This is a genomic window from Streptomyces sp. NPDC093544 (assembly GCF_040683495.1).
Lineage (GTDB): Bacteria > Actinomycetota > Actinomycetes > Streptomycetales > Streptomycetaceae > Streptomyces.
This window is the reverse complement of record NZ_JBFBEA010000025.1, coordinates 76,408-102,032: the sequence shown is the minus strand read 5'-3', so window position 1 is coordinate 102,032 and position 25,625 is coordinate 76,408. Positions and strand designations below refer to the sequence as shown.

20 protein-coding genes and 2 tRNA genes are annotated in these 25,625 nt (G+C 70.0%); 4 read left to right on the top strand and 18 right to left on the bottom strand.

What is annotated here, in order from left to right; genetic code table 11:
* Nucleotides 1–303: 303 nt before the first annotated feature.
* The 8 genes from holA to leuS form a co-directional block, all read right to left on the bottom strand.
* Nucleotides 304–1,290: a DNA polymerase III subunit delta gene (gene holA, locus AB0N66_RS32525; RefSeq protein WP_365441775.1), complete on the bottom strand. Its 987-nt coding sequence runs from the start codon at nucleotides 1,288–1,290 to the stop codon at nucleotides 304–306.
* Nucleotides 1,291–2,046: 756 nt separating this feature from the next.
* Nucleotides 2,047–2,292: a hypothetical protein gene (locus tag AB0N66_RS32520; RefSeq protein WP_365441774.1), complete on the bottom strand. Its 246-nt coding sequence runs from the start codon at nucleotides 2,290–2,292 to the stop codon at nucleotides 2,047–2,049.
* A 187-nt stretch (nucleotides 2,293–2,479) separates the two neighbouring features.
* Nucleotides 2,480–3,346 carry an arylamine N-acetyltransferase gene (locus AB0N66_RS32515; protein WP_365441772.1) on the bottom strand — a complete coding sequence of 289 codons (867 nt, stop codon included), beginning with the start codon at nucleotides 3,344–3,346 and terminating at the stop codon, nucleotides 2,480–2,482.
* A 4-nt stretch (nucleotides 3,347–3,350) separates the two neighbouring features.
* A complete protein-coding gene (locus tag AB0N66_RS32510) occupies nucleotides 3,351–5,618 on the bottom strand; it encodes a ComEC/Rec2 family competence protein (RefSeq protein ID WP_365441770.1) in 2,268 nt (755 codons plus the stop codon).
* A 527-nt stretch (nucleotides 5,619–6,145) separates the two neighbouring features.
* Nucleotides 6,146–7,192, bottom strand: coding sequence for a ComEA family DNA-binding protein (locus tag AB0N66_RS32505; RefSeq protein WP_365441823.1), 1,047 nt, complete (start codon nucleotides 7,190–7,192; stop codon nucleotides 6,146–6,148).
* Nucleotides 7,193–7,713: 521 nt separating this feature from the next.
* On the bottom strand, nucleotides 7,714–8,559 hold the full coding sequence (locus AB0N66_RS32500) for a DegV family protein (RefSeq protein ID WP_365441769.1): 846 nt from the start codon (nucleotides 8,557–8,559) through the stop codon (nucleotides 7,714–7,716).
* Nucleotides 8,560–8,631: 72 nt separating this feature from the next.
* A complete protein-coding gene (locus tag AB0N66_RS32495; protein WP_365441767.1) occupies nucleotides 8,632–9,363 on the bottom strand; it encodes a hypothetical protein in 732 nt (243 codons plus the stop codon).
* A 156-nt stretch (nucleotides 9,364–9,519) separates the two neighbouring features.
* A complete protein-coding gene (gene leuS, locus AB0N66_RS32490) occupies nucleotides 9,520–12,408 on the bottom strand; it encodes a leucine--tRNA ligase (RefSeq protein ID WP_365441766.1) in 2,889 nt (962 codons plus the stop codon).
* A 417-nt stretch (nucleotides 12,409–12,825) separates the two neighbouring features.
* Between leuS and AB0N66_RS32485 the strand changes: the two genes are divergently transcribed.
* Complete coding sequence (locus AB0N66_RS32485) at nucleotides 12,826–14,139, top strand: ferric reductase-like transmembrane domain-containing protein (protein ID WP_365441764.1); 1,314 nt, start codon at nucleotides 12,826–12,828, stop codon at nucleotides 14,137–14,139.
* Nucleotides 14,136–15,755, top strand: coding sequence for an NADH-ubiquinone oxidoreductase-F iron-sulfur binding region domain-containing protein (locus AB0N66_RS32480; RefSeq protein ID WP_365441762.1), 1,620 nt, complete (start codon nucleotides 14,136–14,138; stop codon nucleotides 15,753–15,755). Before AB0N66_RS32485 ends, AB0N66_RS32480 begins: the two co-directional genes overlap by 4 nt.
* Before the next feature lie 49 nt (nucleotides 15,756–15,804).
* Here the strand turns inward: AB0N66_RS32480 and AB0N66_RS32475 are convergent.
* Nucleotides 15,805–15,877: transfer RNA gene (locus AB0N66_RS32475), tRNA-Ala, on the bottom strand.
* Nucleotides 15,878–16,025: 148 nt separating this feature from the next.
* Here AB0N66_RS32475 and AB0N66_RS32470 point away from each other — a divergent pair.
* The gene (locus AB0N66_RS32470; RefSeq protein ID WP_365441760.1) at nucleotides 16,026–17,216 is read left to right on the top strand and encodes a glycosyltransferase 87 family protein; all 1,191 of its coding nucleotides are present in this window, start codon (nucleotides 16,026–16,028) and stop codon (nucleotides 17,214–17,216) included.
* Here the strand turns inward: AB0N66_RS32470 and AB0N66_RS32465 are convergent.
* The 9 genes from AB0N66_RS32465 to AB0N66_RS32425 all read right to left on the bottom strand — a co-directional run bounded on the left by AB0N66_RS32465 (nucleotide 17,195) and on the right by AB0N66_RS32425 (nucleotide 24,311).
* Nucleotides 17,195–17,428 carry a hypothetical protein gene (locus AB0N66_RS32465; RefSeq protein WP_010986886.1) on the bottom strand — a complete coding sequence of 78 codons (234 nt, stop codon included), beginning with the start codon at nucleotides 17,426–17,428 and terminating at the stop codon, nucleotides 17,195–17,197. The two genes, AB0N66_RS32470 and AB0N66_RS32465, sit on opposite strands and share 22 nt — an antisense overlap.
* A gap of 246 nt (nucleotides 17,429–17,674) precedes the next feature.
* On the bottom strand, nucleotides 17,675–19,039 hold the full coding sequence (locus AB0N66_RS32460; protein ID WP_365441758.1) for an MFS transporter: 1,365 nt from the start codon (nucleotides 19,037–19,039) through the stop codon (nucleotides 17,675–17,677).
* Nucleotides 19,040–19,465: 426 nt separating this feature from the next.
* Nucleotides 19,466–19,538: transfer RNA gene (locus tag AB0N66_RS32455), tRNA-Ala, on the bottom strand.
* A gap of 115 nt (nucleotides 19,539–19,653) precedes the next feature.
* Complete coding sequence (locus AB0N66_RS32450; protein ID WP_365441756.1) at nucleotides 19,654–20,325, bottom strand: histidine phosphatase family protein; 672 nt, start codon at nucleotides 20,323–20,325, stop codon at nucleotides 19,654–19,656.
* Nucleotides 20,322–20,765, bottom strand: coding sequence for a ribosome silencing factor (gene rsfS / locus AB0N66_RS32445; RefSeq protein ID WP_365441754.1), 444 nt, complete (start codon nucleotides 20,763–20,765; stop codon nucleotides 20,322–20,324). The genes AB0N66_RS32450 and rsfS overlap by 4 nt, the downstream gene beginning before the upstream one ends.
* A 233-nt stretch (nucleotides 20,766–20,998) precedes the next feature.
* Complete coding sequence (locus tag AB0N66_RS32440) at nucleotides 20,999–22,789, bottom strand: LytR C-terminal domain-containing protein (protein ID WP_365441752.1); 1,791 nt, start codon at nucleotides 22,787–22,789, stop codon at nucleotides 20,999–21,001.
* 19 nt (nucleotides 22,790–22,808) lie between these two features.
* Nucleotides 22,809–23,372 (bottom strand): nicotinate-nucleotide adenylyltransferase, encoded by a 564-nt coding sequence (gene nadD, locus AB0N66_RS32435; protein ID WP_365441821.1) that lies wholly within the window; start codon nucleotides 23,370–23,372, stop codon nucleotides 22,809–22,811.
* A 303-nt stretch (nucleotides 23,373–23,675) separates the two neighbouring features.
* Complete coding sequence (locus tag AB0N66_RS32430; RefSeq protein ID WP_192583393.1) at nucleotides 23,676–23,840, bottom strand: hypothetical protein; 165 nt, start codon at nucleotides 23,838–23,840, stop codon at nucleotides 23,676–23,678.
* Between the two features lie 312 nt (nucleotides 23,841–24,152).
* Nucleotides 24,153–24,311 carry a hypothetical protein gene (locus tag AB0N66_RS32425; RefSeq protein WP_365441750.1) on the bottom strand — a complete coding sequence of 53 codons (159 nt, stop codon included), beginning with the start codon at nucleotides 24,309–24,311 and terminating at the stop codon, nucleotides 24,153–24,155.
* Nucleotides 24,312–24,407: 96 nt separating this feature from the next.
* Between AB0N66_RS32425 and AB0N66_RS32420 the strand changes: the two genes are divergently transcribed.
* Nucleotides 24,408–25,571 carry a M48 family metallopeptidase gene (locus AB0N66_RS32420; RefSeq protein WP_365441748.1) on the top strand — a complete coding sequence of 388 codons (1,164 nt, stop codon included), beginning with the start codon at nucleotides 24,408–24,410 and terminating at the stop codon, nucleotides 25,569–25,571.
* The last annotated feature ends 54 nt before the right edge of the window (nucleotides 25,572–25,625 follow it).

Genomic DNA, 25,625 nt, shown 5'->3' with positions numbered 1-25,625 from the left:
GGAAAGGACCCAGCGGGCCCTCTCTTCCGCTCCTGCCCGGCACCCCGGACCCACGCACGACCTGCGTTCGCCACGCGGGCGTGGTTCCAACAACGTGAACCAAAGCCTCGCTTTCCCTCCCTTCCCCGGGAGGGGAGGCGGGGTTTTTGGTCTTTCCGCGCCGGGGTTCATTTTTCAGCCCGTCCGGCGCTTGAGGACGAGCCCTTCGGGCGAACGGGGGTCTGGGGGCGGAGCCCCCAGATACGGGTCGGGTAGGGGCGGAGGGGGCGAAAAACCCCAGGTCCGACACCAGCTCCGGAGCTACTACCCCTGCCGGGACCTCGCAGCCCGAGCAATCACAACAACAGCCTTCTCCAGGGCGTACTCAGGGTCATCCCCACCACCCTTGACCCCGGCGTCAGCCTCAGCAATCGCCCGCAGGGCAACAGAAACCCCATCCGGAGTCCACCCCCGCATCTGCTGCCGAACCCGGTCGATCTTCCACGGCGGCATACCGAGCTCACGAGCAAGATCAGCCGGCCGCCCACCTCGCGCGGACGACAACTTCCCGATCGCCCGCACCCCTTGCGCCAACGCGCTGGTGATCAGCACCGGCGCAACCCCGGTCGACAGCGACCACCGCAACGCCTCCAACGCCTCCGCGGCCCGCCCCTCCACGGCCCGATCGGCCACGGTGAAACTCGACGCCTCGGCTCGCCCGGTGTAGTACCGCCCGACAACGGCCTCGTCGATCGTCCCCTCAACGTCCGCGGTCAACTGCGACACCGCGGAAGCCAACTCCCGCAGATCACTCCCGATGGAGTCCACGAGCGCCTGACAGGCCTCAGGCGTGGCGGACCTCCCCAACGCCCGGAACTCGCTCCGCACGAACGCCAGCCGATCCGCCGGCTTCGTCATCTTGGGGCACGCCACCTCCCGCGCCCCCACCTTGCGCGCGGCATCGAGCAGCCCCTTGCCCTTGGCCCCACCCGCGTGCAACAGCACCAGGGTGATCTCCTCGGCGGGCGCCCCCAGATACGCCTTCACGTCCTTGACGGTGTCGGCCGACAGATCCTGCGCATTGCGTACGACCACGACCTTCCGCTCGGAGAAGAGCGACGGACTCGTCAGCTCGGCAAGCGTGCCTGGCTGCAACTGGTCCGGGCTGAGATCCCGTACATCCGTGTCGGCGTCGGCGGCCTTGGCAGCGGCCACCACCTCCTGCACGGCACGGTCGAGCAGGAGATCCTCCTGGCCCACCGCAAGCGTGACGGGGGCGAGAGGGTCGTCATTAGCAGTCTTCCTGGCCATCCCGACAAGCATCCCACGCGCCACTGACAACGCGGCGCGAATAACCGCCGGGGAGGTCGCCCTGCCAGGTGACCCCACCCCATGGCAGGACGTCCCCTGGGCGAGCGACCGCCGACCGGCCGGGGAGCCGGGGGGCCCACGGCCAGCTGGGCGGCTGGGCAGCCCCTGGGCGAGCGACCGCCGGGTGGCGGGGAGCCGGGTGGCGGGGAGCCGGGTGGCGGGGAGCCGGGTGGCGGGGAGCCGGGTGGCGGGGAGCCGGGTGGCGGGGAGCCGGGTGGCACCCCCGGTTCCCCGCCGTCCGGCGGGCGAGCGACCACCGGACGGCGGGGAACCGGGGGTGCCACGGCCGACCGTGCGCCAGGCCAACGGCCGCCGGACAGGGGTAGCCGTGGGCCCCACGACCGGGTGGCTGCCGGGCGAGCAACCACCGGACGGCGGGAAGCTGGGGGCCCCACGGCTCGGCGGCTGGCGGCTGGCGGCTGGCGGCTGGCGCAGTCTTGACGGCCCTATGGCCTGCGGCCCCATGGGCACGGGCCACCAGCCCACGTGCCCATCAGCCCATCAGCCCATCCTTGAGCAACCTGCGGCTCACGAACACCCGCAGCACCCGCAGCACCCCGGCACCCCGGCGCTCCGGCGCTCCGGCGACCCGGCGACCCGGCGACCCGGGACCACGGCACCCCGGGACCACGGCACCACGGCACCCCGGCACCCCGGCACCCCGGGCGACTCAGCACCCCGCGCCCCAGCGGAGCGCTACGGCTCCTCGCGCCACCCGTCCCACTCCGCCGCGAACTCGTCCAGTTCCTTCGGGTCGAGCCGCTCCTCGGTGTCCCGCAACACCACCAGCCACTGCGCGTCCTCGGCGTCATCCTCACCGGCCAGCGCGTCCCGCACGAGCTGCGGTTCCTCATCCAGCCTGAACCTGTCACCGAGTGCCTGCGCGGCCTCTTCGGCGGCGTCACGGTCGGGCAGTACCAGCACATGTCTCACATCACTCACGCAGACATTTTCCGCTACGTCGGACCCGATCGACGCCCGAAGCAACCGACGCCGGGGTCGGCCACCGCCCACGACGAAGCCGTCACGGCACGCCACCGCCCGCGCCCCACCCTGCGCCGACACCGCACACGAGTGCCCCTATGGGGACCGACCTGGCGAAGCGTCCTCACCCAGCGCCCGGGTGCGCTCAGCCCGTCTCCCCCGCCTCGCTCGCCTCCCCCACCTCGCTCACCTTCCGTACCTCCGGCACCTGCCCCAACTCGATCCCGAATTGGTCGCGATAGGTCGCCAACACCTCCTCGTCCGTGGCCAGTTCCGACACCTCCTTCGCCCCGTCGGCCGCCGTCGCCGTGAAGCTGCGACCGCTGAGCGTGTTCCTGCCGCCGTCCTCGGTGACCCGCGAACAGACCAGTGACCGCGCGAAATGCGACGTCGGCGAGGTGCTGTGCCACCAGACCCCGCTCACGAAGTCCTTGAGCACCCGCGGCCGTACCTCCAAGCGGTACTGCACCTTTCCGTTCCGGATGACATCGAGATCCTCCCTTTCACGCGACCCTCCGGCACCGCGCACCCCCGCGGCGTCCGGCCCCGCCTCAACGACCCGGAACGTGCCCCCGGGCTCCTCCTGCTCCCCTCGCTCCCCAAATGCCAGCGGGTAGAGGCTGAGCGCCCCGAACCCGACGTCGGTCAGCCAGTCACCCCCATCCACCGTCCGCACACGCAGCGCGAGATGGTCGTACGGGATCCCGAGCCGCCCCTCGTCGTCGTACACCCTCCCGGCCAGCAGCGTCACGTCGAAGCCCAGCGCCCCCAGCAACGCCCCGAACGCTCCGTTCAGTTCGTAGCAGAAACCACCTCTGCGTGCCCCCACCAGCTTGTCCAGCAGCCACTTCTCCTCCAGCACGATCTCCTCACCGAGGTGAATCGACAGGTTCTCGAACGGCACCGTCTCCAGATGGCGGCGATGCAGCTCACGCAGCGCATCGGAGGTGGGCCACGCGGGGTACTGAGCCCCGATCCTGCGGAGGTAGGCGTCGGCCTGTGCGGAATTCATGGATTCAGTGTCTCGCCACGCTCAGCCCTCCGCCCGCACCTACGACCGCCAGCGCCCCGTCCTCGTCGGTCCGCAGCACCACCGCACCGCCGGCCCGCAGCGCCGCGACCGTGCTGGGCGCTGGATGCCCGTACGGGTTGTCCTCGCCGCACGAGATGAGCGCGAGCCGCGGAGCCACCCTGCGTATGAGGTCCGGGTCCTGGTAGGCCGAGCCATGATGGGCAACCTTGAGTACGTCCACGGCTCCCAGCTCAGCGGCCGCGGGTGATCTCAACAGCTCTTGCTGAGCCGGGGGTTCGAGATCGCCGAGCAGCAGCATCCTCAGTCCCGCCGACCGTACGAGCAGGGTGACACTGGCATCGTTCGGGCCGTCGGGCGTGGGTGCCGAGCTCGGCGGCGGCCACAACACCTGCCAGTCAAGACCGCCCGTGCGCCGCCGCTCTCCCGACACGGCCCGTGTCACCGGGATGTGCCGTGCCGCGGCCTCCCGTCTCACGAACTCGGCCTGGTCCGGTGGCTCTTCGAGACCGGTCGTCTCGATGGCACCCACCGAACGCCCGCGCAGCACGCCCGTCAGCCCCGCCACATGATCGGCATGGAAGTGCGTGAGTACGACGAGCGGAATCCGGGTGATGCCGAGCGCGCCCAGACAGCGGTCGACCAGCACCGGGTCGGGCCCGGCGTCCACCACCACAGCGGTGCCGTCACCCGCAGCGAGCACCGTGGCGTCTCCCTGCCCCACGTCGCACACCGCCATCCGCCAGCCGGGCGGTGGCCACCCCGTGATCACCCTGGTGAGTGGCGGCGGCTGCACCACGACCAACAGGAACAGCACCCCGCAGACACCGGTCAGCCACGGATACCGCAGGAGCCGCCGGCCGACGAACACCACGGCCACAGCCACAAGGGCAAGCAGCAGCGCCCCCGTCCAACTGCCCGGCCAGTCCACTCCCCCGCCGGGCAGCGCCGCCCCGGTACGAGCGATGTCCGCGATCCACTGGACGGGCCAACTCGCGCACCACGCCAAGGCCTTGGCGACGGGCAGCGCCACCGAGGCCGTCGCCAGCGTCGCGAATCCCAGCACCGTGGCCGGCGCGACCGCGAGCTCCGCGAGCAGATTGCACGGCACCGCCACCAGACTCACCCGAGCCGACAGGACCGCGACAACCGGCGCGCACACGGCCTGTGCCGCGCCGGCGGCAGCGAGCGCCTCGGCCAGACGCGGCGGCACACGACGTCTCTGGAGCGCGGCGCTCCACCGTGGGGCCAGGGTGAGCAGCGCACCGGTCGCCAGGACGGAGAGCACAAAGCCGTAACTGCGGGACAGCCAGGGGTCGTACAGCACCAGTAGCAGGACCGCCGTGGCCAGCGCGGGGATCAGCGATCTGCGGCGCCCGGTCGCGATGGCGAGCAGCGCGATCGATCCGCAGGCCGCGGCCCGCAGCACACTCGGGTCCGGTCGGCACACGATCACGAACCCGAGCGTGAGCGCGCCGCCGAACAGCGCGGTGGCCCGTAGCGGTACACCGAGCCGTGGCGCGAGACCACGCCGCTCGGCACGCTGGGCGATGCCGGGTGGTCCGATGAACAGGGCCAGCATGATCACGAGGTTGCCCCCGCTCACAGCAAGCAAATGCGTGAGATCCGTCGCCTTGAACGCGTCGTCCAACTCCGGTGTGACCCGTGACGTGTCCCCCACGACCAGCCCCGGAAGCAGCGCCCGCGCGTCCGCATCCAGCCCGTCGGTCGCCTCCCGCAAGCCCTCGCGCAGCCCACCCGCGAACCGCTGCGGTCCGGACGGCTCCCCGACTACCTCCGGCGGCGCACTCCCCCGAACCCGCAACACCGCCGCGATCTCGTCCCCACCCGACAGGGCGGGCGCGAGCCGCGCGGCCACCCGCAACCGCGTGGACGGCAGCAGCGACAGCCAGGGCGAACGCCCAACGGACAGCCGAGGCGAGCCCCTTGCCGAGCCGGCGTCGACGATCATCAGCACCGGTGTACGCGTCACCACGTCGGTTCCGTCCGCCCTCGTCAGTCGCCGAACCTCCGCGTCGAGCAGAACTGCCGTCGGAGCCGCGTGATCTCCCCTGACGCGAGGCCGGGTGAGTCGGGGATCGGAGGTGACCTCGACCTCGACGGTCACCTGCGCGTACTGCCGTGCCAGTGCGGGAACAGGCCCCCGCCGCAGATCCGCCCCGTGCAACCCCGCGGAAGCAGCGGCCGCGGCGACACAGAGCAGCACGGCGGCAACAGACGCCCGGGGCCACATACGCGGCCCCTCTCCCCGGCGCCCGTCGGCGAACGAGCGCCCCTCTCGCCGTTCACCGAGCCGACGTACCTCCGGCCCGTTCCGGAATCGGCCTCCCTCCGGCCCCTCCCGGAACGGACCACCATCCAGCCCCTCCCGGCTTCGGTGTCTCTCCAGCCCTTCCCGGAGTCGACGTCCGTGTTGCCCGTCGCCGAACCGTCGTCCCGCGCGCCCTTCCTCGCTGTCGCTGTGCGCCCCCCTTCGTCCCGCAATCAGCAGCGCCCCACCCACGACCAGGCAGACCACCGCCACGCCCGCGACCCACCCGGCCGGTCCCCCAAGTGTCACCGCCGCCGTAACCCAGGACGCCAGCGCGGGTGGCACGAGCCGTAAGTCCGTCGGCCCTTCCTCCCGGGGATTCGAGGCTCCCAGCCGCTTGCCCGAGGCAGCATGCACGGCCCGCCGGTTCGCGGCGCCGACCTCGGGCTCACCGACACCGGCACCACCCTCAGACCCCGCACCCGCAAAGCGCACGACCCTCCGCCCCTTCACGGCCGCACCAGATTCCGCAGGTCGGCAAACCGGCGGTCCCCGATTCCGTTCACCTCACGAAGCTCGTCGACCGAGCGGAAGCCTCCGTTCTGGGTGCGGTAGTCGACGATGTGCTGGGCCAGGACGGGGCCAACGCCCGGGAGGCCGTCGAGCTGCTCCACGGTGGCGGTGTTGAGTGGGACGGGAGCGGCGGGAGCGGCACCGCCGGCGGATGCAGCGGTGCCGGCCGCGCCGGAGCCGGATCCACCCGCGAGGGCGGGCACACCGACCGCGACCTGTTCGCCGTCCACGAGGAGGCGGGCGCGGTTGAGCCCTTCGGTATTCGTGCCCGGACGCACTCCGCCCGCGGCTCGCAGCGCGTCCTCCACGCGAGAGCCGGCCGACAGGCGTTGGAGTCCAGGGCTGCGCACCTTGCCGCTGACGTCCACCACGATCACGGTCCCAGCCGCACCGACCGGGCCGGGTGACCCGGCCGAGGCGTCCGCCGCCAACTCCTGCTGCTTCGCCTGTCCGGCCGTTTCGCCGAACGGAGCCGCCGCTCGTACCACCTCTGGAGCCCGCACCGACTGGGTCCGGCCGGCCCAGAAGTGCTGCCCGGCGAAGACCGCAGCGACGACGAGCAGCACGGTGAGAGCAACCACACTCCTGCGTTCAAGCCCGCACCTCGACTGCAACCACAGCGGCATCCGCTCCCGCACAGCGGGCCCGACCCGATCCCGCCACGCCCCCGCCGCCCCATCGGAAGCGCCATCGCCACGCACGCCCGCGTCAACAGCCACACCCTCGCTTGAAGCAGCGTGGTCGTCCGCCCACCTCACACGGGAGGAATCACGACCCCCCGCCTCTCCCTCCTGGAAAGCGTCACGGTCAACCGTCCACCTCACGCGGGAAGGATCGCGATTCCCCGCTCCGCTCCCCGGAAAACCATCAGGGTCGGCTGCCCCGCTCCCCCGGAAACCATCGCGGTCACCCACCCCACCTCTCCGGAAACCACCCTCGCCCCCAACCTCCCGTACCCCGGACTCACCCCCACCCCGGTCCAGAACCCCGCTGCCGCGCCCCTCAATCCCCCACACGTCAGCGACACCCACCCCCACCGAAGTTCTCGCCCTCGGGCTGTCCCCCACATCCCGATCCGCCGCCCCCGGAGGCGCGCTCCCGTTCGCGCTCCCGTTCCCGAACTCCCGCCGCTCCCCAGCCCTTTCGGCAAAGAGCGCCTCCGCGCGCAGGCGGAGTGCCTCGGCCGAGGCCTCGCGGCGCCCGGCACGGCTTTGGGGATGGTGACGGCCATGGTGACGGCGATGACGGATGCGGCCGTCGGAGACGGGCCCGCGGCCCGGGCCGCTGGTCGGAGTGGCTGCGTGTGAACGTGATCGAAGTGCCATGCGGCGAGGATCCAGCACCTCGGCAGCTCCGCGATGATCTTGCTCAATTCCCGGGGACTACCGCCCAGTTGTGGATAACTCCATCACCCACACGAGTCACACTCGCCACAGAACACCCCACACGAGCCACACGAAGCACAAAGCACAAAGCACAAAGCACCCCACACGCACCTCTGGCCTCACCGAGGCGAGACAACCGCCCCCAGCAGCCCAGGCCCCGTGTGCGCACCGATCACCGCACCGACCTCGCTGACATGCAGATCGACGAGGCCGGGCACCCGCGCCCGTAGCCGGTCCGCGAGAGCCGAGGCCCGGTCGGGAGTGGCGAGGTGGTGGACGGCGATGTCGACCTGGGCGCTGCCCGCGCGGTCGGCGACGATCTCCTCCAGGCGGGCGATCGCCTTGGACGCCGTCCGTACCTTCTCCAGGAGTTCGATACGACCGCCGTCCAACTGCAACAGCGGCTTGACCGCGAGCGCGGAACCAAGCAGCGCCTGCGCGGCTCCGATCCGGCCGCCGCGGCGCAGATAGTCGAGGGTGTCGACGTAGAAATAAGCGGAGGTACCCGCGGCTCGCTTCTCCGCGGCCGTGACCGCCTCGTCGATCGTGCCCCCCGCCTCCGCGCACTCCGCCGCGGCCAGCGCGCAGAAGCCGAGCGCCATCGCGACCATCCCGGTGTCCACCACACGCACGGGCACCGGAGCCTCCCGCGCGGCGAGGACCGCGGCGTCGTACGTGCCCGAGAACTCGGACGCCAGATGGAGGGAGACAATGCCGGTGGCGCCCGACTCGGCGACCTTGCGGTAGGTCGCGGCGAAGACTTCGGGGCTGGGCCGTGACGTGGTGACGGAGCGCCGTTTCTGCAGTGCCTGGGCCAGGGAGCGGGCCGAGATCTCGGTGCCCTCTTCAAGGGCCCGGTCGCCGAGGACTACGGTCAAGGGCACCGCTGTGATGCCGTGGCGCTCCATCGTCCGCGGCGGCAGGTAGGCCGTTGAATCGGTGACGATCGCGACATGGCGGGACATGAGCTGGAGGTTACCTGCCGGGGCACGCGGTCGGCAGCCCGGCCCCTCCCACCTGCGGCTGGTGCGGCCGGATCAAGTCGTGCTCTCGGGGCGGGGCTTCTTCTGCCAGGGGTAGACGGGCCGCTGTCCGGGCGGGGTGATGGCAGAACGTGTCGGCTCCTCGGCCGTACGGGACTCCGGGCTGTCGGGCCAGGTCTGTCGGTCGGAGGAGGCCGCGTCCGGAGCCGGTGCCTCGGGCCAGGAAGCCGCGGGCTCCGGCTCCGTGGTCCAGTGCCGCAGTGCGCCGGCCTCGACGTCTATCTGCGCGCTCAGCGAGTCCAGATCGTCGTCCGCGAACCGGTGGGCCCGGTCGCGCGCGGCCCAGCGCAGCGAGTCCGCCGAGTGTGTGATGCGCCCGGTGCGCTCGCGCAGTCGGGGCAGCAGCGTGATGAGCGTGCGCCGGTCGGGCTCGGTCTCCAGGCGCTTGAGGTCGGCGTCCAGTTCGTGCCCGTGGACGCTGAGCCGCTCGAAGAGGCTCAGGGACTCCTTCAGGGACTCGTCCTCCGTCACGCCCGCGTGCAGCGCGTCCTGCGTGGCCCGCATCGAGGTGCGCAGCTTCAGGCGGAGCTGGGCCAGCTCGCCCAGCGGGCCCGGCTGCGCGAGGGTCTTGGCGCGCAGGGTGGTGTCCTCCACGGTTCGGCGAGCCTGCGCGATCGTGCGGTCCACACCTCGCTTGGCGGCGCCGACCACTTTCACCGTGGCATACGCGCCCAGCACCACGAACAACAGGAAGAGCAGGGCGATTACTGTGATCACGGCTTCCACCACGCTCCTCCTCCGGACAAGTCGCGGCAGCCGCCGCGGCACTCTTCAACGGTAAACGCTACGGGCAGGTTCGGAGTTCCAGAAGAACCCCGAACCTGCCCGTAGGGGACTACCCCGACAGCGGCACCCGAAGGCGTGCGGCTGCCGGGTTCCGGGCTACGCCGGAACGATGTTCACCAGCTTCGGCGCCCGCACGATCACCTTGCGGATCCCCGCGCCACCCAGCGCGGCGACGACCTTCTCGTCGGCCAGCGCCACCTTCTCCAGCTCCTCGTCGGAGATCGAAGGGGAGACCTCCAGGCGGGCCTTGACCTTGCCCTTGATCTGCACGACGCAGGTCACGGCCTCGTCCACGACGTACGCCGGGTCGGCCACGGGGAAGTCCTGGTGGACGACCGAGTCGGTGTGGCCCAGCTTGCGCCACAGTTCCTCGGCGATGTGCGGTGCCAGCGGCGCGATCAGCAGCACCAGGGGCTCGGCAACGTCGCGCGGCACGGGGCCGCCCGCCTTGGTCAGGTGGTTGTTCAGCTCGGTGACCTTGGCGATGGCGGTGTTGAAGCGCATGCCCGCCAGGTCCTGACGTACGCCGTCGATGGCCTTGTGCAGAGCGCGCAGGGTGTCCTCGTCGGCCTCGGAGTCGACGACGGTGACCTCGCCGGAGACCTCGTCCACGACGTTGCGCCACAGCCGCTGCAGCAGCCGGTACTGGCCCACCACCGCGCGCGTGTCCCACGGCCGCGACACGTCCAGCGGGCCCATCGCCATCTCGTACAGGCGCAGCGTGTCCGCCCCGTACTCGGCGCAGATCTCGTCCGGAGTGACCGCGTTCTTCAGGGACTTGCCCATCTTGCCCAGCAGTCGGGAGACCTTCTCGCCCTGGTAGAAGTACGCGCCGTCGCGCTCCTCCACCTCGGCGGCGGGCACCGCGATGCCCCTGCTGTCGCGGTACACGTAGGCCTGGATCATGCCCTGGTTGAACAGCTTGTGGAACGGTTCGGCCGAGGAGATGTGGCCCAGGTCGAACAGCACCTTCGACCAGAAGCGCGCGTACAGCAGGTGCAGTACGGCGTGTTCGGCGCCGCCCACATACAGGTCGACGCCGCCGGTCGGCTGTCCCTCGCGCGGGCCCATCCAGTACTGCTCGATGGCCGGATCGACCAGCTTCTGGTCGTTGTGCGGGTCCAGGTAGCGCAGCTCGTACCAGCAGGAACCGGCCCAGTTGGGCATGGTGTTGGTCTCGCGGCGGTAGCGCTGCGGACCACGGCCATCGCCCAGGTCCAGCGTGACGTTCACCCAGTCCTGGTTGCGCGACAGCGGGGTCTCCGGGGACGTGTTCGCGTCGTCCGGGTCGAAGGTGCGCGGCGAGTAGTCCTCGACCTCCGGCAGCTCCAGCGGCAGCATCGACTCGGGCAGCGGGTGGGCGATGCCGTCCTCGTCGTAGACGATCGGGAAGGGCTCCCCCCAGTAGCGCTGGCGGCTGAACAGCCAGTCACGCAGCCGGAAGTTGACGGTGCCCTCGCCGATGTCCCGGCGCGCCAGCCACTCGGTGATGCGCGCCTTGGCCTCGACGACGCCCAGGCCGTCCAGGGAGATCTCGTCGTTGGCGGAGTTGATGACCTTCGCGTCGTAGGACCCGAAGGCGTTCTCCCACGACGACGTGTCCGTGCCACGGCCGTCGGTCGGCTCCACGACACAGCGGATCGGCAGCTCGAAGGCGCGCGCGAACTCGAAGTCGCGCTGGTCGCCGGCCGGCACGGCCATGATCGCGCCGGTGCCGTAACCCATCAGGACATAGTCGGCGACGAAGACCGGGACCTGCTCGCCGTTGACCGGGTTGGTCGCGTACGCGCCGATGAAGACGCCGGTCTTGTCCTTGGCCTCGGCCTGCCGCTCGACGTCCGACTTGGAGGCGGCCTGCGCGCGGTACGCGGCGACGGCCTCGGCCGGGCTCGCGTGACCGCCGGTCCACACCTCGTGCGTGCCCTGGGGCCACACGTCCGGGGTGAACTTCTCGACCAGCGGGTGCTCGGGCGCCAGCACCATGTAGGTCGCGCCGAACAGGGTGTCCGGGCGCGTGGTGAAGACGGTGATGCGCTCGCCGTCGATCGGGAAGTGGACACGGGCGCCCTCGGAGCGGCCGATCCAGTTGCGCTGCTGCAGCTTGATGGCCTCGGGCCAGTCCAGTGCGTCCAGGTCGGCCAGCAGCCGGTCGGCGTACGCGGTGATGCGCATGTTCCACTGGCGCAGCTTGGCCTTGAAGACGGGGAAGTTGCCCCGCTCGGAGCGACCGTCGGCGGTGACTTCCTCGTTGGCCAGTACGGTGCCCAGGCCGGGAGACCAGTTGACGGGCGCGTCGGAGGCGTACGCCAGGCGGTACTCGCTCAGGATGTCGGCACGCTCGGCGGCAGTCAGCTCGCGCCACGCGCGCGTGGCGCCGTCAGTTGCGGGTACGGCACGCTCGCCGCTCTCGAACTGGGCGACCAGTTCGGCGATCGGGCGGGCCTTGTCCGCCTCCTCGTCGTACCAGGAGTTGAAGATCTGCAGGAAGATCCACTGGGTCCACTTGTAGTAGTCCGGGTCGATCGTGGCGAACGACCGGCGCTTGTCGTGGCCCAGGCCCAGCGCGCGCAGTTGGGACTTCATGTTGTTGATGGCAGCCTCGGTGGTGATCCGAGGGTGCTCGCCCGTCGACACGGCGTGCTGCTCCGCGGGCAGTCCGAAGGCGTCGAAGCCCAGAGTGTGCAGGACGTTGTGGCCCGTCATGCGCTGGTACCGGGCGGATACATCGGTGGCGATGTATCCCAGCGGGTGGCCGACATGCAGGCCCGTACCGGAGGGGTACGGGAACATGTCCATGATGAACTTCTTGGGCTTGGCGACCAGCTCGGGGTCGCCCGCCAGGTCACCGCTCGGGTTCGGAGCCTCGTACGTACCCTCGGCGTCCCAGAAGTCCTGCCAGCGTGCCTCGATCTCAGCGGCCAGCGCGGCCGTGTAGCGGTGCGGCGCGGTCACCTCGGAGGCGGCAGCGGTATTCGTCTCGCTCATGATCCTCAAAGCTCCATCGATCGTCTCTGCCAGCGGCTCAGGAAATGAAAAAACCCCTCGCACAGGAGGGGACGCCGCGCCGATGCCGACCACGATTCGTCAGTGGCCGGGACTGGTCAGCGCGGCTCGCTAAGCAGAAGGCGTACGGCACGCATGGCGTCAGGGTACCGCAGCCCCCACGCGGGACGCGACGAGCTTCCCAGGACCGGCTGACACTCCGTGCCACCGCACAGAATCGTCACAAAAAATTGAACCACGTTCAAATGTTACTTCGCGTAACGGAATCTAAGGGACAACACAAGGGCCTCACGACCCTTAGATAACAACGCAATAACTCAAACGTCGCACTCATAGGTATGGCTCGACTTAGAGTGCGGCTTCGGGACCGCTTCCCCGAACTGTTTGGGAGTAACCCCCATGACCCCTCGTCGCAAGAACAGCTCGCTCCCTCAACCGGGCCGATCGGCTTACGGGGCGATGACGGCTGCCGCGCTGTTGCTCATACCCATGGTCGTGCTGGTCGGAGGTGACGGCCTGCGCGACTTCCTCAACTTCGGCGCCGGCGTGCTGTCGCTGGTCGCCCTCACCTGCTCCGTGGTGTGGGGAATCGTCGCCACCGACCGGCTGTTCCTCAACGCGCGCCAGCGGCTGATCGCGCAGGCCGTGCACCGGACGACCGCGGTGTCCTCGGTCGCCTTCCTGCTGTTGCACGTCTCGGTCAAACTGGTGCTGGACCACACCACGCTGGTCGCCGCGGTGGTCCCCTTCGGGCTCGGCATCACGGGCACCAACGGACTCATCGGCTTCGGCTCCCTGGCCGGACTGCTCATGATCTTCACGGCCATCACCGGCGCGATGCGCAGCGCCTTCGCGTCCCCCGCGCCGGTCGCCGCACGCTGGCGAGCCGTGCACATGCTGGCGTACCCGGCCTGGTGCTCGGCCCTGGTACACGGCCTGTACGCGGGGCGTCCCGCGGCGACCTACGTCACCGTGCTGTACAGCCTCTGCCTGATCTTCGTGGCGGTCGCCCTGGCGTTGCGTTCGTCCTCCGGCCCCTTCAAGCGCGCCGTCGCCGAGCGGATCCTCGCGATCCTCGGAGAGAACAACCGCACCGGCACCCGGCTCGCCCGCGAGGACCTGGAGGCATCCCGTGCCGCCGCCGCGGGCTCCTCGATGCCGGGCTTCGCCCCGCGGCCGCGGCAGTCCCCGGAGGACGCGTACGCGCCCCCACAGCGCATGACGTCCCCCGCGCAGTCGTACGAAGCCCCGTACGACCCGAACACGACCACCGGAGGGAACGGCTTCGCGGCCGCCTACCGCGCCGTGCAGGGGGGCGGCACGCCCGGTGGAAACACCCCGGGCCCCGACCAGACCGGGCGCTTCCAGACGCCCATGGACATGCAGCCCACGGAGACGTTCCAGCGCGCCGACAACGGGAGCACGTCGGGCAGTTGGCCCATCCCCTCCCCGCCGCCCGTCGGTGCGGCGCCCCCCTCCGCCTACGACCCGCTCAACGACACGGGTTACAACATCCCCGTCTATGACAATTCGGCCGCAAACGTGTACGACACAAGTGATGTGTACGACACCGGTGAGTCGAACCAGGCCTACGGCACGTACAACGCCAACGACACGTACGACAGCGGTCCCACGACTGAAGTACTGCCGGGCGCCTTCGACGCTCCTGGCTCCGGTGAATCATGGAACGCCCCTTCCGGAGGCTTTAAGTGAACGAGGCCCTGCCCGACGTCCCGGAAGTCCGCGTCGTCGGACTTCCGCAGCTCACGTCGGGTTTCGACCTGGTTGAACGCCTGGACCTCCCGATGCACCTCAAAGTGCACGGGCCGCTCGAACCCATGGGCGGCGAGCAACTCGCGGGCCTCGCCGAAGCGATCTCCCTGAAGGGCCGCGGCGGCGCGGGCTTCCCCTTCGCCAAGAAACTGCGCTCCGTCGCGGAATCGGCCATCAAGAAGGGCGTCCGCCCGGTGGTCGTCGTCAACGGAAGTGAGGACGAACCCGCCTGCCGCAAGGACACGGTGCTCATCAACCGTGCCCCGCACCTCATCCTGGACGGCGCGCTGCTGGCCGCGGAGGCCATGGGCGCCCGAACCCTTGTGATCGGCGTGACCCGTGAATCCACCCAGCGGTCCATGGAGGCCGCGCTGGCCGAGCGCGGGCTGAGCAACCGGCGCGGATCGCCTCTCCGCGCGCGCGTGCAGCGCAATCCGGTACGGATGGTGACCGGAGCGGCCGCCTCACTGATCCGTTCCATCGACGGCGGCCCGGCCATCCCGCCCGGCCGCAAGGTCAGCGCGTCACAGACCGGCGTCGGCGGCGCACCCACGCTGCTGTCCAACGCCGAGACGTTCGCCCAACTGGCCATCGCCGCCCGCATCGGCCCCGACCGCTACCGCAACACCGGCCTGTACGACGAGCCCGGCACCGTCCTGCTGACTGTCTCCGGCGCCGTCGCCCGCCCCATGGTGATCGAGGTCCCGACCGGCGTCCCGCTGCGGTACGTACTCCAGCTCGCGGGTGCCCCGCCCACGCCGCAGGGCGTCCTGACCGGCGGATACCACGGCAAGTGGCTGGACGCGGCGACCGTCAACGAGGCGATCGTCTCGCGCAACTCCCTGGACGCGGTGGGCGGTGCGCTCGGCGCCGGCGCGATCCTCCCGATCACCCAGCAGACCTGCCCGCTCGGGGAGTCGCTGCGAGTGGCCCAGTGGCTCGCCGAGGAGAGCGCGGGACAGTGCGGTCCCTGCTACCTCGGTCTGCCCGCCGCGGCCCGCGGCCTCGAGGACATCCTCAACGGCGGCGGCCCGGCCGCCCTGGAGGCCGTGAAGCAGGTCGCCAAGTCCGTGAAGCGACGCGGCGCGTGCTCGCACCCGGACGGCTCCGCGATGTTCATCGAGTCGACGCTCAAGGCCTTCACCGACGACCTGGCCGCGCATGTCCTCGGAAACGGCTGCGGAAGGCCCGTGGAGGGCGTTCTGCCGCTCTTCGAGGGCGGCCAGACCCCGACGGGCATCCCGGGCGGCCAGAACCAGCTGGAGGCGGGTCCGCCCCGCCAGAAGATCTACGTCGACTGGACGCTGTGCCGCGGCCACGGCCTGTGTGCGGACATCCTCCCGGAGGTCTTCGAGCTGGGCGCCGACGGATTCCCCACCGTCGCGCAGGCGTCGGTTCCCCGGTACGCGGAGGCGAAGGCCCTGCGCGCCGTACGCCGCTGCCCCGCGCTGGCGCTGCGCCTCGAGGAGGACACCCGGTCCTCCGCTCCGGCGCGCAACAACCTGCCCGTGCTCTCCCAGGGGCGCGGCCGCCGGGCGCTCGGCAGCGGCCGCTGAACACGAAGAAGCGGGCCACCCTGATCGGGTGGCCCGCCTTCAACGTCTGTGGAGCTAAGGAGAATTGAACTCCTGACCTCCTGCATGCCATGCAGGCGCTCTACCAACTGAGCTATAGCCCCTCGCAGCCACGCGGCGAAGCCGCATATTGACCGCGTCGCACCGGTTTCCCTGGTGGCGTCGCCAACATTACACGGTCCTCCGGGTGCACCACCAAATCGTTTCCGTGCTGTGCGGACAATACGGATATGCGGGATAGTGTCGGCCTTCGTGACCGTGATCGCCGTGCCCCGTGTCCGCCGGGTGCCCGTTGCCCTGGGGGCGTGCCTGCTGTCGTTCGCGGCCTTCTGGTGCGCGCAGCGGGCCGCGCATGTGTCGATGATCGATCTGATGGTGTACCGGGCGGAGGGCGAGACGGTCCGCACGGGCGGCGACCTCTACGCACTGCGCACGACCGAGGCCCATCTGCCCACCACCTACCCGCCGTTCGCGGCGCTGCTGTTCACTCCCCTGACACTGCTGGACACGGCGAGCATGCGAACTCTGGCAACGGCCGGAAATCTGGCCCTTCTTGTGGTGTTCGTGGCCCTCTCGCTTCGGCTCGCCGGGCACGCGCGCGTGGAGAGCGTCTGGTGGGTATCGGCGGCGGCCGTGTGGTGCGAGCCGGTCTGGACGACGCTGCGGTACGGACAGATCAATCTGCTGCTCGCCGTGCTGGTGCTGTGGGATCTGTCCCGGCGGCCCGCGCACCGCTGGGCCGGGGTGGGTATCGGGATCGCGGCGGCGGTCAAACTGACACCGGCGTTGTTCGCACTGTTCCTGCTGGTCACCGGCCTTGTGGAGTACCTGAGGCGGGACTCCGGAGGACCGTGGCTACGGCACGCACGCAGGGCGGCCGCCGCGTTCACCGGGGCGACACTGCTGGCGGCGGCCGCCCTGCCGTACGACTCCTGGCGCTTCTGGACCCGCATGGTCTTCGAGGCAGGTCGCGTGGGGCTCGTCGAGGACACCGCGAACCAGTCGCTGCGCGGCGTCCTTGCCCGGCTGCTGCACACCACGGAGCCCGGGGCCTGGTGGGCCGCCACGGCGGCGGTGGCGGGCGCCCTGGGCCTCACCCTCGCCGTGGCCGCCGAACTGCGCGGGCGGCGGGCCTGGGCGGTGATCGCGTGTGCGGTGACGGCTCTGCTGATCAGCCCGGTGTCGTGGTCGCACCACTGGGTGTGGTGCGTACCGATGCTGCTGCTCCTCGCGACGACCAGCCGGCCCGCCGCCCTTTGCACGGCACCGGCCTTCTTCTCGTACGCGCTGTGGTGGGTGCCACACGGCCCCGGCAGGCTCGAACTTCACCAGACCGGCACCGAGTTGACGTTGTCGGCACTCTACGTAGCAGCCGGTTTGGCTTTCCTGGCCCTCACCGGGCTCAGGCTGTCGCGAACGACTCAGGCTGTCGCGAACGAATAGAACCGTTTGAGAGTGCAGTGCTCATCAAGGAGCCGGCCGTAGATCGGCTCACCCTCCAGTTCGCGGTACGTCTCGATCGGGTCGCCTTTTATGATCAGCGCCCGCGCGCACTCCTCGCACCAGTACTGGTAGTCGTGGTTGACCGGTTCCATGTCGCGGACAATTGGCGTACCACTGCCGCACCAATCGCATTTTCGCCTGTGCGCACCCATCGATCAGCTCCAGCTGTGGCCGCAGGCCGTGCACACGTAGGAGATCCCTCCGTTGTCACCGAGAACCTGGGCGACATGGAGCGATCCGCAGGAAGGGCAGTCAAGGAGAGTGACTTTTCTGCGCGTCTGTGCCGCTTCGAGAAGATCGTCGACCTCCTCGAGGATGCTCGCAGGCATCGCTACTCCCTCCCGTCGGGCCGCGCCCCCTTCCGGCCGTTTGATTCTGCCACGGCCGGAGCAATACGGTCAGCGACGCCTGCGTACCAGTCCGGACACAGCACCCAGCGTGGCCGTCCCGGCCAGCGCATACGTGCACACGAGGAGCGCGTCCCCAGAGGTATACGCCCCGGGGGGCCCAAGTGACTCAAGCCGGTTCAGGAAGAGTGTGCCGAACGCCGCTACACCGATCAGCTGACCGAGCTGGGTGACCGTCGCGAGCAGACCGCTGGCGTCCGCAGCGTCCTCGGCGCGCACGGTGGCCAGGGCCTTGGTGAGCGTGGGACTGAAGGCGAGCGCGAGGCCCGCACCCACCCCGGCGAACGCGACGTACAGCCAAAGGCCGCCGTCGCCCCCGTCCTCCAGCACACGTCCGACGCCGGCCACGGAGACGGCGGCGAGCGCGAACCCGGCCGGGATCAGGGCGCGTTGCCAGGATGCCGGCCAGTTGCGCCAGGTCAGACCGACCAGGCCGAAGACCACCGCGGTCGGTGCGAAGGTGAGTCCCGCGCGCAGCGCGCTGTAGCCGAGCCCGCCCTGGACGTGCAGCGTGAGCGTGAACAGGAAACCCGCGTTGACCGCCATCACGGCCAGCAGCCGGAAGACCGCGAGGCCGACGCCGGGGTGACGCAGCACCCTCGGCGCGATCAGCGGCGCCCCGCCATGCCGGGCAAGCCGGGACTCGTACAGGCAGAACAGCGTGAAGCACACCGCGGCCGCGCCCAGCGACAGCCAGGACCACAGCGGCCAGTCCTCCTCCTGCCCCAGCACGAGCGGCACGGTGAACAGCGAGACGGCGGCGGCGAGGAGGACGAGCCCCGGCAGGTCGAGGCCGCGTGACCGCTCAAGAGCCCGAGCGTCGTCCCGCGGCAGTACGCGCCTGCCGACGGCCAGGAGTACGACCCCCACGGGCACGTTGACCAGGAACACCGGCCGCCAGCCGGTGCCGAACAGATCGGCGCTGACCAGGACGCCGCCCAGAACCTGCCCGGCCGCGGCGCCGGTCGCGAGGACAGCCGCGTACGCGCCGAACGCCCGGGCCCGCGCCTCACCGGTGAAGTTGCGCTGGATCAGGCTGAGTACCTGCGGGATCATCACGGCCGACCCGGCGCCCTGGACCAGACGGAAGGCGATCAACTCGCCGGAGCCCTGGGCCAGTCCGCAGGCAAGCGAGGCGGCTGTGAAAAGTGCGAGCCCGCCCAGATAGACACGGCGGTGGCCCAGCCGGTCGCCCAGCCGCGCTCCGGTGATCAGCAGCACGGCGTACGCGATGGTGTATCCGGCGACCACCAACTGCAGGGCGGCACCGGACGCGTGGAGTTCGGAACCGATCGTGGGCACCGCCACGTTCACGATGAAGACGTCGAGCAGTGCCATGAACTGGGCCGCGAGCACGACCGCGAGCAGCCGTCCGGGGCGATTGTCAGTGCCAGGGGCTTTACTGGTCGCAGGACTTGGACCTGGTGCTGGACCTGGTCCCGAGGGGGTTGTCGTCGTCATGGCACCGAGCCTGACGACAGCCGGGTACGGGTAACGAGAGCCCGCCGATGCTGGTACTGACAGCACCTGGCAGCGGACGGGCCGAGCACGGACGATGGGTGACGGGGGATGTGACGCCGATGAACACGACACAGCGCCGCAGGGCGGAGCTGGCCGCCTTCCTGCGCGGCAGGCGGGCCAGGGTGACACCCGCGGCTCGGCTCAGAAACCTGCGGGCGGCACCGGCAGCTATCCAGAAATGACGGCAACGAAAAATCCCGCCCCCTAATGGGGACGGGATCCTTCACCACTGATCTTTGACAACTCAAAAGAGTTGATCTGTGGAGCTAAGGAGAATTGAACTCCTGACCTCCTGCATGCCATGCAGGCGCTCTACCAACTGAGCTATAGCCCCGTGTGTTCTTCCCGCCCGGCGGGGCGAACAAGAAGAACTTTAGCCTGCGACCAGCCGGAAAGTGAAATCCGGTCCCGACGGGTCCGCGGGACCGGAGACCGGCCCCCAGGGCCGCTCAGTCGTCGTCGCCGAGCACCGGCTCCGGCAGCGTGCCGGCGTTGTGCTCCAGGAGGCGCCAGCCGCGGGCGCCCTCTCCGAGGACGGACCAACAGCAGTTGGAGAGGCCGCCGAGGCTCTCCCAGTGCTGGGACTCCAGCCCGAGGAGGCGACCGATGGTGGTGCGGATCGTGCCGCCGTGGCTGACGACCACAAGGGTGCCTTCGTCGGGGAGTTTCTCGGCATGCCGCAGCACCACGGGGGCGGCGCGGTCGGCGACTTCGCTCTCCAGTTCGCCTCCACCGCGGCGCACGGGCTCACCGCGCTTCCAGGCGGCGTACTCCTCGCCGTGCCGGGCGATGATCTCGTCGTGTGACAGCCCCTGCCAGACGCCCGCGTAGGTCTCACGCAGGGCCTCGTCATGGGTGACGTCGAGGCCGGTGAGCACGGCGAGCTCGGCGGCCGTGTCGGCGGCGCGCTTGAGGTCCGAGGCGACGATCACGTCGGGCTTCAGCGAGGCGAGCAGCCGGGCGGCGCGGCGGGCCTGGCCGACGCCGATCTCGGTCAGCTCGACGTTGGTGGTGCCCTGGAAACGCCGCTCAACGTTCCAGGACGTCTGCCCGTGCCGCCAGAGGATGACGCGACGGCCCCGGCCGGGCTTCTTCCCGGCCTCGGCACCCGCGGCGCTCACCGCAGCCCTCCGAGCTCGGCGGCGTCCTCCGCATCCTGGAACTTGGCGTGCTCGGCACCCTTGCCTCGGGTCGCCTTGGCATCGGCAGGCAGGTCGATCTCCGGGCAGTCCTTCCACAGCCGCTCCAGAGCGTAGAAGACACGCTCCTCGCTGTGCTGCACATGCACCACGATGTCGACGTAGTCGAGCAGGACCCAGCGGGCCTCGCGGTCGCCCTCGCGGCGCACCGGCTTGGTGCCGAGCTCCTTGTTCAGCCGCTCCTCGATCTCGTCGACGATCGACTTGACCTGGCGGTCGTTGGGAGCGGACGCCAGCAGGAAGGCGTCGGTGATCGAGAGTACGTCGCTGACGTCGTACGCGATGATGTCGTGCGCGAGCTTGTCTGCAGCCGCCTGTGCGGCGGTCTTGATGAGCCCGATGGAGCGGTCCGTGGCGGTCACTACGCGGCTTTCCGTAGGCGGTCAGTAATGACTCAAGGGTCTCACGGACCGCCGACGACACCCCACGCGTTTCTCCGACCGGGCTCCGGACGCCCCGGGGACGGCCGTCGCCTGCCCCCGGCGGACCGTCACCCGTCCCCGGGGGCGAGGCGTCGGCCGTCCCCGGGGTCGGCGCTCCGCAGGTCGCAGCGCGCACTGCGACCTGCGACCTGCCGACTGCGACTGCGACCTGCCTACGACGACGAAGGCTCGTAGTCCTGGCCGAGGACAACGGACACGTCCGCGTTGGAGGTGACCGTCCCCTTCTTCACCGAGCTGGTGGGCAGGCCCAGGGTCTTGGCTACCTCGACCGCGTTGTCCTTCTGGGCGTCGTCCGCGTACGTGATCTGGGACACACTCTGGGTGGCGGCTGCCGTACCGGAGTCCAGGAAGGTGTAGCCGCCGTTGACGAGGACGACGCGGGCCTTCTCGGTGGTGTCCTTGTCGCCGGTGGCGTTCTTGATGCCGACGCGGACGGCGGCACCCTCCTCGGGGCTCTTGACGGTGCCTCCGAGTACGTCCTTGACCACACTGTCGGTGGCTTCCTCGCTCAGGGTGCCGTCCTGCTGCACGGGCAGCAGCGCCGTCTTGTAGTCGCCGCCCTTGGCGTCATCGGCCAGCTTCGCGAGGAAGGCGCCCAGATCCTTGTCGGTCAGCGACGGGTCGAGGATCTGCGCCAGGGACTGCACGGTGGTCGTGGCGGCCTGCGGGTCGGAGGACAGCTTGCGCAGCACGCCCTGGACGACCTGCCCGAACCGCTCCAGCTGGGCTGTCTGTGACTCGCCGGAGGCCTTGTAGGTGGCATAGGCGACGGCCATTTTGCCGCTGAGGGACTGATCCGCACCCTTCTTCACGAGGGGCGCCTCGCCCTCCTTCTCCGAATCGGGGTCCGGCACCTCGGCGTTGGTGTCGACGTCGATGCTGCCGACGAGTTCGACGAGGTTGTTGAGGTACGGGGTGTCGAGGCGCCAGGTGCCCTCGATGTCGGTGCCGAGCACCGTGTCGATGGCGTCCAGGGTCCCGGCCGAACCGTCGTCGTCAACGGACTTGGCGAGCGTGGTCGTGCTGCCGTCGTCGCCCGTCAGGGCAAGGGCGTTGGGCAACAGGACGGTGGTGCCCTGCTTGGTGGTGGTGTTGTTGACGAGCAGCATCGTGGAGGTGCCGCTGCCGCTGGTGTTGTGCAGATGGACGACGATCACGTCGCGCTTCTGGGCGGCGACGGACGTGGCGGTGCCGGACTTGTCACTTGTCGTCGACAGGCCGGGGAGCTTGCCCGCGTACCAGAGGTAGCCGACGCCGCCGGTCGCGACCAGGGCGAGCACCACGACCAGGCCGATGATCCGGCCGCGGGTACGCCGCTTGGCCTCCTCGCGGCGTTCGGTGCGGTTCTCGGTGAACTTCAGCCAGTCGATGACGTCTTCGGACTCGGCTTCCTGCTCCTCGACGAAGGCGAACTGCTCGGTGCGGTAGTCCCGGTCGGCCTGGGGTTCGCTCTGCTCCGCGGGACCCGCCTGCTGCGGGATGTACGCGGGCTGCTCGGCAACCCGGGGCTGCTGACCGGTACTTGAGGTCTGCCCCGGCTGCCCGGCTTGCCCTGCGCGGCCGACCTGACCGACCTGACCCGTCTGCTCGGCCTGCCCGTACGGGTCGTACGCCGTCGAGGTCCCCGCGGCCCCGGGTGCGCCGGCGCCGTACGGGTCGTAGGAGTCGGGCGAGTTGTAGGTGGGAACAGACGACTGCTGGCCGGTGTCATGGGACGACACCGGTTGCTGCTGACCGGTGTCATACGGCGACACAGGCGGTTGCTGGTCCGTCGCGTACGGGTCATAGCCGTAGCCCTGCGGCTGCTGCTGTCCGTAGGTGTCGTAGCCCTGCTGCTGGGGCTGCTGGGGCGACACCTGCCGGTATACAGGCTGCCCGAACTCGTCGTAGCCGACGAGCTCGTATTGGTCGCCGCCCGCGTACCCGTCGTATCGGTCGTTCACCGGTGCCCCTCTCGGCTCACTAGCCGCGGTACAGCTCACTCTTGTCGATGTAGCGCACCACACCGTCCGGCACCAGGTACCAGACAGGATCGCCCTTCGCGACCCTGGCACGGCAGTCCGTGGACGAGATGGCGAGTGCGGGGACCTCGACGAGCGAGACCCCGCCCTCGGGAAGCCCCGGATCGGTCAGGGTGTGGCCTGGCCGGGTGACCCCGATGAAGTGCGCGAGGGAGAACAGCTCTTCCGCGTACCGCCAGGTGAGGATCTGGCCGAGCGCGTCGGCGCCGGTGATGAAGAAGAGGTCCGTGTCGGGGTTGAGCGCGCGCAGGTCGCGCAAGGTGTCCGTGGTGTACGTCGGGCCACCGCGGTCGATGTCGATGCGGCTCACCGAGAACGTGGGGTTCTCCGCGGTCGCGATGACCGTCATCAGATAGCGGTCCTCGGCCGGCGTGACCTTGCGGTCGGTCTTCTGCCACGGCTGCCCGGTCGGCACGAACACCACCTCGTCGAGGTGGAACTGCGCGGCGACCTCGCTGGCCGCCACGAGGTGCCCGTGGTGGATCGGGTCAAACGTTCCGCCCATCACCCCGAGGCGCCGCTTGCCCGGATTCAAGGGGGCGTTCCCGGGGCCGATCGTCAGACGCTTCACCACGTCAGGACTCACGGCGCCAAGACTCGCCACGCCAGGACTCACGACATCAGGGTCCACCGCGCCGCCACCGACCGCGCCGCCGACGATCCCGGCGCTCGCACTGCCCTCGGCCGCGCCGCTCTCCGTGTCACTCGCCGGACCGGTAGGCATGTCCTGCTCTCCCATGCGTGCAGACCCTACCGGCCCGACCTAGGGGCCCTGATCGACAGGGGTCCCTGAAGGGCCCGGTGGGGGTCAGCGGTCCCGGTTGAAGCGCGTGGTGATCCACAGCAGCAGCAGGAGGACGAAGAGGGCGCCGCCGCCGGTGAGGTAGGGGCTGAGGCTCTCGTGGTTGCCACCGTGCTCCTCGCCCTCGGCGGCGAGCGTGACCAACTGTGCGGCGGTGCTGTGGAAGCTCATCTCGGCAGACCTATCCGGTGTGGGCGGGATAAAGACGTCGGCCCATCGTAAGCGTGGGCCTCGGCCACGATCACGCCGACTCCGCCGTTGGTGAGGCAGGGCACTCAAGCAACCACCGACCGCCGACTGCCCGACCACCGACGACCCGTCACCCACACCCACCACGACCACCGGCACCGCCACCCGCACCCGCACCCGCACCCGCCCCACCCCGCCCCCGAAGCAACGTCCCCAGCGAGGAAGACGTCAGTCAAGGAGAAAGCGAAAGCCCGGCACCAGGCGCGGCAGTGAGCACGCCGGCCGACGAGAACCTCAGTCGTCCCGCTTGTAACCGCGCAGCAGGAACCACGCCAGCAGGACGGAGCCCAGCACCATCACGACCAGCACGACACGGAGCAGATCGCCCGACCCCTGTTGGTTGGCGGCGTCGGCCGCCTCGGTCAGCCAGAAGGCCGCGGGAATGTGCTCCATGGGGATAGCTCCTTACGGTGTGCTGCCCCATCACGGTATCTCCGCCTACGCTGGAGCCCGCTTCGGGGGCACGGCACTCAGAGCATGGGGGAACACATGTCCGATGACAGCAACGAGCAGAACGGGCACGAGAACGTGCCCAGCAGGCAGCGCAGGCGCTTCGAGGGGATCTCCTCGCGGGCGTACGAGCACCCGGCGGACCGCTCGGCCCTGGTGGCCCTGCGCAAGCTCAGCGGCTTCGACACAGTCTTCAAGGCGCTCAGCGGTCTGCTTCCGGAACGCAGCCTGAGGCTGCTGTTCCTGTCCGATTCGGTGCGCGTCTCGGACGCCCAGTTCGCGCACCTCAACGACATGATTCGGGACGCCTGTTACATCCTGGACCTGGAGAAGGTCCCGCCGCTGTACGTCAACCAGGACCCACAGCCGAACGCGATGTGTATCGGCCTGGACGAGCCGATCATCGTCGTCACGACCGGCCTCGTGGAGCTGCTGGACGAGGAGGAGATGCGGGCCGTCATCGGGCATGAAGTCGGCCACGCGCTGTCCGGCCACGCCGTCTACCGCACGATCCTGCTGTTCCTGACCAATCTGGCGCTCCGGGTCGCGTGGATTCCGCTGGGCAACATCGCGATCATGGCGATCGTGACCGCGCTGCGCGAGTGGTTCCGCAAGTCGGAGCTGTCGGCGGACCGTGCCGGCCTCCTTGTCGGCCAGGATCTGCGGGCCTCGATGCGCGGCCTGATGAAGATCGCGGGCGGCAATCACCTGCACGAGATGAACGTGGACGCGTTCCTCGCGCAGGCCGAGGAGTACGAGGCGGGTGGCGACCTGCGCGACTCCGTGCTCAAGATTCTCAACGTACTGCCGCGCACCCATCCCTTCACCACGATCCGCGCCGCCGAGCTGAAGAAGTGGGCGGAGTCCCGCGACTACCAGCGAATCCTGGACGGCCACTATCCGCGGCGCAACGAGGACAAGGACACCTCGGTCGCGGACTCCTTCCGGCAGTCGGCGGCCAGCTACGCCTCCGACGTGAAGAACTCCAAGGACCCGCTGATGAAGCTGGTCGGCGACATCGCGGGCGGCGCGGGTGACATCGGCGGCCGGGTGCGGCGCGGCTTCGGCGGCTTCGCGAGCGGCGGCTCACCGAGAGACACCGGCGACTCGCCCAAGGACCCCAAGGCACCCAAGGACCAGGACGCGCCGCCGCGGACCACCGACGACCGCCCCGACGACGAACGCCCCAACGGCAGCGGCTGACCGGAGACCGGCCCAACGAAAGCTGACCGGAAACCAGCCAACGAGACACGAGAG

Excerpts from the sequence above, each read along its gene's own strand:
- holA (WP_365441775.1), bottom strand. The coding sequence starts at position 1,290 with ATGGCCAGGAAGACTGCTAATGACGACCCTCTCGCCCCCGTCACGCTT.
- AB0N66_RS32515 (WP_365441772.1), bottom strand. The coding sequence starts at position 3,346 with ATGAATTCCGCACAGGCCGACGCCTACCTCCGCAGGATCGGGGCTCAG.
- AB0N66_RS32510 (WP_365441770.1), bottom strand. The coding sequence starts at position 5,618 with ATGTGGCCCCGGGCGTCTGTTGCCGCCGTGCTGCTCTGTGTCGCCGCG.
- AB0N66_RS32500 (WP_365441769.1), bottom strand. The coding sequence starts at position 8,559 with ATGTCCCGCCATGTCGCGATCGTCACCGATTCAACGGCCTACCTGCCG.
- leuS (WP_365441766.1), bottom strand. The coding sequence starts at position 12,408 with ATGAGCGAGACGAATACCGCTGCCGCCTCCGAGGTGACCGCGCCGCAC.
- AB0N66_RS32485 (WP_365441764.1), top strand. The coding sequence starts at position 12,826 with ATGACCCCTCGTCGCAAGAACAGCTCGCTCCCTCAACCGGGCCGATCG.
- AB0N66_RS32465 (WP_010986886.1), bottom strand. The coding sequence starts at position 17,428 with ATGGGTGCGCACAGGCGAAAATGCGATTGGTGCGGCAGTGGTACGCCA.
- nadD (WP_365441821.1), bottom strand. The coding sequence starts at position 23,372 with ATGGGCGGAACGTTTGACCCGATCCACCACGGGCACCTCGTGGCGGCC.
- AB0N66_RS32430 (WP_192583393.1), bottom strand. The coding sequence starts at position 23,840 with ATGAGCTTCCACAGCACCGCCGCACAGTTGGTCACGCTCGCCGCCGAG.
- AB0N66_RS32425 (WP_365441750.1), bottom strand. The coding sequence starts at position 24,311 with ATGGAGCACATTCCCGCGGCCTTCTGGCTGACCGAGGCGGCCGACGCC.
- AB0N66_RS32420 (WP_365441748.1), top strand. The coding sequence starts at position 24,408 with ATGTCCGATGACAGCAACGAGCAGAACGGGCACGAGAACGTGCCCAGC.